The sequence below is a fragment of the Streptomyces apricus genome (assembly GCF_008369065.1).
Taxonomy (GTDB): domain Bacteria; phylum Actinomycetota; class Actinomycetes; order Streptomycetales; family Streptomycetaceae; genus Streptomyces; species Streptomyces apricus.
Genome location: NZ_VDFC01000075.1, coordinates 100,360 through 109,872, shown reverse-complemented (window position 1 = coordinate 109,872; position 9,513 = coordinate 100,360). Strand labels below are relative to the sequence as shown.

Annotated in this window: 7 protein-coding genes and 1 pseudogene; 6 read left to right on the top strand and 2 right to left on the bottom strand. The window is 72.5% G+C overall.

Annotated features, from left to right (window positions below; all coding sequences use genetic code 11):
- The 3 genes from FGF04_RS34135 to FGF04_RS42180 form a co-directional block, all read left to right on the top strand.
- Nucleotides 1–490 (top strand): DUF4937 domain-containing protein (locus tag FGF04_RS34135; protein WP_149515448.1); only part of this gene is annotated, 490 nt, incomplete at its 5' end.
- A gap of 120 nt (nucleotides 491–610) precedes the next feature.
- On the top strand, nucleotides 611–1,288 hold the full coding sequence (locus FGF04_RS34130; RefSeq protein ID WP_149515268.1) for a histidine phosphatase family protein: 678 nt from the start codon (nucleotides 611–613) through the stop codon (nucleotides 1,286–1,288).
- A gap of 155 nt (nucleotides 1,289–1,443) precedes the next feature.
- Nucleotides 1,444–4,161: a DUF4153 domain-containing protein gene (locus tag FGF04_RS42180; RefSeq protein WP_408055705.1), complete on the top strand. Its 2,718-nt coding sequence runs from the start codon at nucleotides 1,444–1,446 to the stop codon at nucleotides 4,159–4,161.
- On the opposite strand, the gene FGF04_RS34115 is transcribed toward FGF04_RS42180, so the two are convergent.
- Nucleotides 4,158–5,705 carry an MFS transporter gene (locus FGF04_RS34115; protein WP_149515267.1) on the bottom strand — a complete coding sequence of 516 codons (1,548 nt, stop codon included), beginning with the start codon at nucleotides 5,703–5,705 and terminating at the stop codon, nucleotides 4,158–4,160. The genes FGF04_RS42180 and FGF04_RS34115 overlap by 4 nt on opposite strands.
- 215 nt (nucleotides 5,706–5,920) lie before the next feature.
- Between FGF04_RS34115 and FGF04_RS34110 the strand changes: the two genes are divergently transcribed.
- The 3 genes and pseudogenes from FGF04_RS34110 (at nucleotide 5,921) to FGF04_RS34100 (ending at nucleotide 8,156) form a co-directional block, all read left to right on the top strand.
- Nucleotides 5,921–6,616, top strand: coding sequence for a TetR/AcrR family transcriptional regulator (locus tag FGF04_RS34110; protein ID WP_149515266.1), 696 nt, complete (start codon nucleotides 5,921–5,923; stop codon nucleotides 6,614–6,616).
- A gap of 166 nt (nucleotides 6,617–6,782) precedes the next feature.
- Nucleotides 6,783–7,484 (top strand): ribonuclease HII, encoded by a 702-nt coding sequence (locus tag FGF04_RS34105; protein WP_149515265.1) that lies wholly within the window; start codon nucleotides 6,783–6,785, stop codon nucleotides 7,482–7,484.
- Nucleotides 7,485–7,552: 68 nt separating this feature from the next.
- Nucleotides 7,553–8,156, top strand: a pseudogene (locus FGF04_RS34100) (hypothetical protein).
- 668 nt (nucleotides 8,157–8,824) lie between these two features.
- Here FGF04_RS34100 and FGF04_RS34095 read toward each other — a convergent pair.
- Entirely contained in the window at nucleotides 8,825–9,451 is a 627-nt protein-coding gene (locus tag FGF04_RS34095; RefSeq protein WP_149515264.1) for a hypothetical protein, read from the bottom strand.
- Nucleotides 9,452–9,513 lie beyond the last annotated feature (62 nt).

The following is a 9,513-nucleotide window of genomic DNA, read 5'->3' as shown; positions in this document are numbered from 1 at the left end:
GAGCCGGGGGAGGCCCGGAGTCGCCCATGTCTTCGCCTTCTGGGAGAGCCGTGCCTTCTACGACTCCTTCATGGCGCGCTCCCACGACCGGCTGGCCTCCTCCCAGGCGGGCACCTTCAAGGACCAGCACGCCACGCTCTTCGACCACCGCTTCGACGTGAAGACCGGTTTCGAGCCGCGCTTCACCGAGACCGATCTGGTGCGGGTGGCGCACTGCCGCGTGCGCGAGGAGCGCGCCGAGCACTTCGCCCTGATGCAGGAGAAGGTCTGGAACCCGGCGATGGCCGGTTCGCCCGGCATGGTCCGGGGCCTGTTCGGGGAGGCGCCCGGGCACGAGTTCCTGGTCCTGTCGATGTGGCAGTCGGCCGCCGAGCACGGCAAGTACCGGGCCGAGCGCGTGGAGCGGCTCGCCCTGCGGGCCCAGATAGAGGCGGATGTCGTGGCCCTCACCGGGGACATAGTCCAGCTGGAACCGACCTGGACCGTCTGAGACCGCGACGCTCTCCGGACGGGTGCCGCGCAGGGTCCCGGAGCGCGGATTCGTGTGACCTGTGACGTATGGAGCCCGTACGAGTGCTCGATCGGGCCCGACCCGATCTAGGGTTCCGGTATGGCACGTCCACGGCGCATCGTCCTTGTCCGGCACGGCGAGTCGGTGGGCAATGCCGATGACTCCGTCTACGAGCGGGAACCCGACCACGCCCTGGCGCTCACCGAGAAGGGGTGGCGGCAGGCGGAGGAGACCGGCAAGCGGCTCAGGGAGGTCTTCGGCCACGAGCGGGTGAGCGTGTACGTCTCCCCGTACCGCCGCACGCACGAGACCTTCCGCGCCTTCCACCTCGACCCGGGGCAGGTACGCGTCCGCGAGGAGCCCCGGCTGCGCGAGCAGGACTGGGGGAACTGGCAGGACCGGGACGACGTACGCCTGCAGAAGGCGTACCGCGACGCGTACGGGCACTTCTTCTACCGCTTCGCGCAGGGCGAGTCCGGTGCCGACGTGTACGACCGGGTCGGCAACTTCCTGGAGAGCCTCTTCCGCAGCTTCGAGGCCCCGGACCACCCGCCCAACGTGCTCCTCGTGACCCACGGCCTGGCCATGCGGCTGTTCTGCATGCGCTGGTTCCACTGGACGGTCGCCGAGTTCGAGTCGCTGTCGAACCCGGGGAACGCCGAGATGCGGATGCTCGTCCTGGGCGAGGACGGCAAGTACGCGATCGACCGCCCCTTCGAGCGCTGGCGCGAACCGGAACCGTACGGGGATCCGCAGCCTTACGGGATCAGTGGGTGAGCGCAAGCGGCGGACCAGGTGGATAAACAGGCCAGGCAGCCGGGCAGACAGGCAGGCCAGGCGGACAGGCCGCCCAGGCAAATAAGCAGACCGGGTAGATATGCGGACAAGTGGGTAAGTGGGCAAGCTGGATCAATGGCTAAGGTGACAGTGCGATGAACGCCGATCCTTCTACCGCCGATCCCTCTCCCGACGGACGTCTCGGCCGCGCCCTCGCCGGTCTGCGCGGGCTCGCCGTCGGGGACGCGCTGGGCCAGCAGTTCTCCGCGCCCGCGAACCACCCGCTGCTCAAGGACCGCATACTGCCGCCCGGACCCTGGAAGTGGACCGACGACACCGAGATGGCCGCCTCCGTGGTGGCCACGCTGGCCGCCCACCGGCGCATCGACCAGGACGCCCTGGCCCGCTCCTTCGCCGCGCACCACGACGCCGGCCGGGGGTACGGGCCCGCCGTCGACCGGCTGCTGCGGCAGATCGGGGAGAGCGGAGACTGGCGCGGACCGGCCTCGGCCCTCTTCCGGGGGCAGGGCTCGTGGGGCAACGGCGCGGCGATGCGTATCGCGCCCCTGGGCGCCTGGTACGCGGACGACCCGGAGCAGGCCACGCACCAGGCGGAGATCTCGGCGTACCCCACCCACCAGCACCGTGAGGCGGTGGTCGGCGCCATGGCCGTGGCGGCGGCGGCCGCACTGGCCGCGGCGCCACAGGGCCCGCCCGCGCCCGGCGCCCTGCTCGACGGGGTCATCGCCCTCGTGCCGCGCAGCGCCGTCGAGGCGGGTCTGCGGCGCGCCCGGGACATGCTCGACTACGACGACGCGGTCACCGTGGCGGCCGTCCTGGGCTGCGGACGGCGCACGAGCGCGCACGACACGGTGCCGTTCGCCCTCTGGTCGGCGGCGCGCGCCCTCGGCGACTACGAAGAGGCCTTCTGGACGACCGCACGGGTGGGCGGCGACACGGACACGACGTGCGCCATCGTCGGGGGCGTCGTGGCCGCCACGGGCGGGGCGGACGGAGCCGCTGCCGGAGTGGGTGCCGGGGGCGCCGTAGGCGGGCCCACGCGCGCGTGCCTCTTTCCTCCCGGTCCGCATGCCGGTCGGTGTCACAGCCCTGCCACAGAGCGAGGGTGGCGGGCCGTGCCGACTGTGCCCCGGTTAACCTTTCCGCCACACCGCTCGATGATCATCACGGGACGGTGCCGACGAGCAACCGGTCACCGAGTCCTCCCACGGCCCCGCGCCGCGTGCTGCCGGAGCCGGTCGGGAGGGGGACCCGTGTCCGACGAGCCGTCCGAGAACGAGCCGGGAGGACCGGAGGCGCGGTCCGCGGGGGCAGCGACAGAGTCCGTGGGTACTGTTCCCGCGGCCCGGGACGACAGGGCTGCCGCCGGAGCGCGGAAGAGCGGGCCCGGCCCGGACGGGGACGACCGCGACCGTGGCCAGGGGCAAGACCAGGGCGCTGACGAGGGCGGGAGCGAGCCGTGGGGCGGCGGCCCCGGCCCCGCCGTCGAGTCCTGGTTCGCGGACATCCGGCCCAGGACCCCCGCCCCGGTCCGTACCGCGACCCTCTGGTCCGCCCTGGCCACAGGCCTGCTCAGCATGCTCCTGCTCGGCGAGGGGCTGGCGCTCAACCTCTTGATGGTGGCCGTCCCGCTCACGCTCGGCGCGTACTTCGCGGCAGGGCGGGCGGGCCGGCGTCCGCGTCCCTGGACGCTGGTGTGGGGCGTCGGGGGACTGGCCCTGCTGGTCGTCCCCGCGCTGCGCGACGCCGACTGGCCGTCCTTCCTGGCCGTCGTCGCGGCCGCGGCGGTGGGCTCGATCGCGCTGCACGGCGGCCGCACCTGGCCCGGCATGCTGTTCGGCCCGATCGGCCTCTACACCTCGCTGCTGACCGGGCCGCGCTGGGGCTGGCGCGGACTGCGCGCACGGACCGGCGGCGCCCGCGGACACGTGGCCCCGGTGCTGCGCGCGACCGCGGTGGCCGCGGTCCTGCTGGTGGTCTTCGGCACCCTGTTCGCCGGGGCGGACGCGGCCTTCGCCGACCTCCTCGAAAGCCTCGTACCGGACGCCTCGGTCTCCGGCGGGCCCTGGCGCCTCGTCCTGTTCGTCATGGGCGTGGCCGGCGCCCTGGCCGTCGCGCACACGGCCGCGGCGCCCCTTCGGTGGGACCGCGTCGAGGTGCCCCCGGGACGCGCCCGCGGCCGCGTCGAGTGGGCGCTGCCCCTGGTCGTGCTGGCCGCGCTCTTCGCGGCCTTCAACGCCGTCCAGCTGGCCGTCCTGTTCGGCGGGTACGACGCCGTGCTGGAGAAGACCGGACTGACGTACGCCGAGTACGCGCGCCAGGGCTTCTGGCAGCTGCTCCTCGTCACGCTCCTCACCCTGGTGGTCGTCGTCCTCGCCCTGCGCTGGGCCCCGCGGGACGGCGCGCGCGACGGGACGCTGGTACGCGCCGTCCTCGGCACCCTCTGCGCCCTCGCCCTCGTCGTGGTGGCCTCCGCGGTGCGGCGCATGGACATGTACGTGGAGGCGTACGGGCTGACCCGGCTGCGGATCTCCGTGGTGGGCGTCGAGTTGTGGCTGGGCCTGGTCATCGTGCTCATCATGGCGGCCGGTGTCCTGGGCGCCCGCTGGCTGCCGCGCGCCGTGCTGGCCTCCGCCGCCGCGGGGGTCCTCGCCTTCGGGATCCTGTCGCCGGACGCCCTGATCGCCGAGCGCAACGTCCAGCGGTACGAGGAGACGGGCCGCTTCGACCTCGCCTACGCGCGCGGGCTGTCCGCCGACGCCGTGCCCGCGCTGGACGGACTCGACGAGCCGCTGCGGTCCGTCGGAGGCAGCGACCCGGCCCGTCCGGCCGTCGCGGGGGTGACCGGCTAGCCCGCCGCGGGCCCCGCCGTGCCCGACAGCGCTTCCAGGTCGCTCTTGCGGACCCGGATCACCAGGACGGCGACGACCAGGGCCAGTACGGCCATCGCGGCGGCCGGGATGAAAGCCGTGGAGATGCCGTGCGAGAGCACCTCGTGGCTCCAGGGCGCCGGCAGTTCGTGGGTCTTCGCGAACTCCGCCTTCTGCTCGGGCGAGGCGGTGGCCATGAAGTCCGCCACCTGCTTCTCCGCCTCCTCGCGGCTCGCCGTGCCGAAGACCGTGGTCAGGATGGAGAGACCGAGCGAACCGCCGACCTGCTGGGTGGCGTTGAGCAGGCCCGACGCGGCGCCCGCCTCGTGCACGGCCACCCCGGAGACCGCGGTCAGGGTGAGGGTCACGAAGTTCAGCCCCATGCCGAAGCCGAACAGCAGCATCGGACCGAGCACCCCGCCGACGTACGAACTCTCCGGATCGATGAGGGTCTGCCAGCCGAGCCCGAGCGCCACCAGGGACGATCCGACCACCATGAAGGGCTTCGGGCCCAGCACCGGCAGGAAGCGTTGCGACAGACCCGCGCCGGCGACGATCGCGGCCGTGACCGGCAGGAACGCCAGGCCGGCCTCGATCGGCGTGTACTGCAGCACGTTCTGCACGAACAGGACGATGAAGAAGAACATGCCGAACATCGCCGCGGCCAGACTCAGCATGATCACGTACGTGCCCGAGCGGTTGCGGTCGGCGAACATCCGCAGCGGGGTGATCGGCTCCTTGGCCCGCGACTCGACCAGCACGAACACCACCAGGAGGACGACCGCGGCCCCGAAGGACGCGATGGTCAGGCTGTCCCGCCAGCCCTCCTCCGCGGCCCGGATGAAGCCGTAGACGAGCGAGGCCATGCCGAGCGTCGAGGTCAGCGCCCCGGCGATGTCGAAGCGCCCCGGATGCCGTTCGGACTCGCTGATGTAGAGCGGCGTGACCAGGATGATCAGCAGACCGATGGGCACGTTGACGAAGAGCACCCAGCGCCAGTCGAGCCATTCGGTGAGCATGCCGCCCGCCAGCAGGCCGATCGCGCCGCCACCGGCCGAGACCGCCGCGAAGACCCCGAAGGCCCTGTTGCGCTCGGGCCCCTCCGGGAACGTCGTGGTGATCAGCGCCAGCGAGGTGGGGGAGGCGATCGCGCCGCCCACTCCCTGCAGGGCGCGTGCCGCCAGCAGCTGCCAGGGCTCCTGGGCGAAGCCGCCGAGCAGCGAGGCGACGGTGAAGAGGAGGATGCCGGCGGTGAAGACCCGGCGCCGGCCGAGGATGTCGCCGGCCCGGCCGCCGAGCAGCAGCAGACCGCCGAAGGTGAGCGTGTAGGCGCTGACCACCCAGGTGAGATCCGTGGTGGAGAACTTGAGGGCGCCTTGAATGTGCGGGAGCGCGATGTTCACAATCGTCGCGTCGAGTACCACCATGAGTTGGCAGGCCGCGATGACGGCGAGCGCGATGCCGGGATGTCCTTCCCGGCGGGCCGCTCCCGGTTTCTGATCTTGTATCAACGGAGAGGTTGTCACTGTTGAGTCCCCCACGGGTACGTTAGTGAACGCTCGCGTTCACTGTCGCGTCACAAGGTAGTGAGTCCCCGACAGTGAACGCAAGCGTTCACTTGAGTTGCCGCCGCTTCCCGTTTTCCGCTTCCCGCCCCCGTCCGCCCGCGGGCCTTCCCCGGCCCGCCCGGTACGTACGTCCGCACGTGCGTACCGCTCACCCGCTCAACGGAGACAGGCCCATGGTTAGGTCGAGTTGGACGGCCGCCCCCGCTCAGGCGGCCTCCCTCGCTCAGGAGGTCGCGCCCGCCCAGGGGGCCGCACCCGCTCAGGGGGTCGCGCCCGTGCAGGCGGCTGCTCCGCGCAGGCGCGGTGCCGTACTCGAACGCGCGATCCTCGACGCCACACTGGAACAGCTCAGTACGGTCGGCTGGAACGGCCTCACGATGGAGGGCGTCGCGGCCGGCGCCCAGACCGGCAAGGCCGCGGTCTACCGCCGCTGGCCGTCCAAGGAGGACCTGGTCGCGGACGCGCTCCAGGCAGGACTGCTCCCGTTCCGGGACGTGCCCGACCTGGGGAGCACGCGGGACGACCTGCTGGAACTGTGCCGGCGGGCCCGCGAGGCGATGTTCTCGCGCCCCGGGTTCGCCCTGCGCTCGGTGATTCACGAATGCGACGCGTCCCAGGTCGAGCGCTTCCAGGAGGTGATCCTCAAGGGGGTCATCGAGCCGACCGTCAACTTGCTCGGTGAGGTCATCGAACGAGGCATACGGCGGGGAGAGGTGCGGCCGGACGCGGCGAACCCCTACGTCTTCGACGCCATCCCGGCCATGATGATGTACCGCTCGAAGGTGTGCGGGAGCGAATGGAGCGAGCGGGACATCGAGGAGATGATCGACCAGTTCATGGTCCCGCTGCTCCGGCCGCAGGGCGCCTGACCGGCACTGTCGACGGGGCGTGTTGACCCGCTCCTGTTGGTCGGCTCGGTCGAGGGTGCCGCGGCGGCGTGGCAGGGCCTCGGACGCCCCTGGCCGCGGGCTCCCGGAGCGCTCCGGGGAACCGGGGTGTCGTACGGGATCGCGGGCGGCGTAGGCTGATCGCGTCATGCCGTACGAAGCACCCACCCACGCCGTCGAGCGCTCCCTGCGCGCCACGACCGGGGCGAAGGTCATCGCTGGTGTCGACGAGGTGGGGCGCGGCGCCTGGGCCGGTCCGGTCACCGTCTGCGCGGCGGTCACGGGCCTGCGCCGCCCGCCCGAGGGCCTCACCGACTCCAAGCTCCTCACCGTCAGGAAGCGCACGGCTCTCGCCCCGATCCTGGCCGAGTGGGTGACCTCGCACGCCCTGGGGCACGCCTCTCCGGAGGAGATCGACCACCTGGGGATGACGGCCGCACTGCGGCTGGCCGCCTGCCGCGCGCTCGAAGCGCTGCCGGTGCGTCCCGACGCGGTCATCCTCGACGGGAAACACGACTACCTGGGCACCCCGTGGCGGGTCCGTACGGTGATCAAGGGCGATCAGTCCTGCATCGCCGTCGCGGCCGCCTCGGTGATCGCCAAGGTCCAGCGCGACAAAATGATGGCCGAACTCGGTGCCGACCATGCAGACTTCGGTTTTGCGGCCAACGCCGGGTATCCGTCGCCGGTGCACCGGGCCGCGCTGGAGATGCGGGGCCCCACCCCGTACCACCGGCTGTCGTGGGCGTATCTTGATGCGCTGCCCCAGTGGCGGCACCTCAAGAAGGTCCGCAGTTGGGCGGACGGAAACGTTCCGGAGATCGAAGGGCAACTCGGCTTCGATTTCTGACGATCCCGTTCGCACTCATGTGCCACCCGCCTACGCGTGTCGCACCGGTGTTTGATAAAAATCAGCTCATGCCTCTCATTCCCGAGGAGCCTCAGATTCACGAGAGTGCCCAGGGTCCCCGCGTCAGTCCGGCCACCGGCCGCACCGCGCCGACCCCCCGTCCCGTACCGTCCAGGCCGTCCGGGTCCTGTCCGGCCGATGCCGCCTGTGCAACGCACGCCGCGCGACACGGCCGTGGCCAAGCCGGGGCCTGCCGCCCCGGCGGCCCCCGCCGCTGCCCCGACTCCGCAGCTCCAGCTGATCCCGGCCTCGGCCGAGGGCGCGCTGGACGCCGCCGAGGAAGCGGTCGACCTGCTCCTTGACTCGGGCAGGGCCCCCGGTGAGGTGCTGGTGATCACCACCGGCGAACCGCACCCGTGGGCCGCGCACGAGCTGTCCTTCGGCGAGGCCGCGTACTGGGCCCAGCACGACGCGGGGGACGACGTGTTCTACGCCGACGCCTCCGCTCTCGGTCGTGCCGCGTCCCGGCCCGTGGTCGTGGTCGCCGTCAACGGCGGGCCCGACGACGCCGTTGCCGCCGCCCTGCCGCTGGCCCGTGGCCGGGCCGGCACCCTGCTGATCGTCTGCGGGGAGCCGCAGCGGATCAACTCGGCGCTGGGCGCGGGGGTCTGAGGACTCCCGCTCTTCCGGGGGACCTCAGGACCTCACGACCGGGTGCCACCGCGGTGGCACCTGCTCGGAGCACGCGACAAGCACGGAGAGCGGGCTGACGTGTGCCGGTACGGGGACGTGCCGGCGTCGGCGGTCACCGCCGGAGGCGAGCGAGCGCGACCGGGGCACTGCCCCGGCCCGCTGTCGCCGCTGCCTTCGGCCTGGCCTGGTCCGGCCCGTATGGGGTCCTGCCGCTCCACGACCTGCGCCCCGGCGATCCTCCGGCTCGGCCAGCAGTCCGTCGGTCCTGTGACCCGGTGACCCGGTGGCCCAGTGGCCCGTCAGTCCTGTGACTCGACGGTCCTACAGCCCCGGGGCAGGACGGCGTTGGCTGATCACGGCGAAGCGAACCGGGCCGAGCGCGGCGAAGCGGACCGGGCCTGACTGGACCGGAAAGGACCGGAAGGTGCCGGACTGGTCCGGGAAGTGCTGGGCGCGGTCGGACCGGATCAGGCCGGACCGGATCGGACCGGACTGAACCGGGCCGGGCCAGACCGGAAGGGCGGCTCCGGTCCGTGCTCGCCGGGTGCGTGCCCGTTCCGGCGACGTCGGCAGCGCCGGCCGGTGGTTCCGGTCGGTGGCGTCGACCGGCGACTCCGCCGGTGACGCCGCGCGCCGGGATCGTCGGCTCAGCGGGCCGCCGCGCGCCGCAGTACCTCCGAAGCGACGCCACCGGTACGCGGCTGTATCGCCTCGGCCACCGCGAACGAATCCAGTGACTCCGGCTGCGAGTCCGCGTTGGGCCGCCGTCCTCCCCGGCCTTCGCCGAGCACCTGCCAGCCGTCACGCGTCAGCGTGATGTAGGCCCCGCAGCGCAGTCCGTGCAGCGTGCAGGCGTCCCGCAGCCCCCACATCCACGCCCCGTCCTCCTCCGTCCAACGCGCGTCGCCGTCACGGCAGTAGAGCAGGACGGCCGTACGCACCGGCGTGCGGCGCCGCAGGTCGTGCGGGATGACCCGGCGCAGCTGCGCGAGTAGTGCGTTGCGGAACATCCAGCCGTCCGCCGGAGCCGGTCGCCGGATGAAGGAGGCGCTCGCGCTCAGCCGTTCGTCCGGGTCGAGCACCGCGACGATCGCGGTCGCGGGCCGGGGTCGATGCCGGGAGTGCAGCCCGCTGACGACCTCCCGGGGATTGCGCAGGAGCGGAATCCCTGCCGCGGCCCATTCGGCGGGTTCGAGCATCCGGGCCAGTGGGTTGGCGGAAGTGGCGGACGTCGACATCGACGCCGACGAGGACGGAGCGAATCCGAAGGTCACGGTCCTCCCTTCGGCTACGCGCCCACACTGCGGGCGGGGGTCGGACTGGGGGAGCGCGCCGC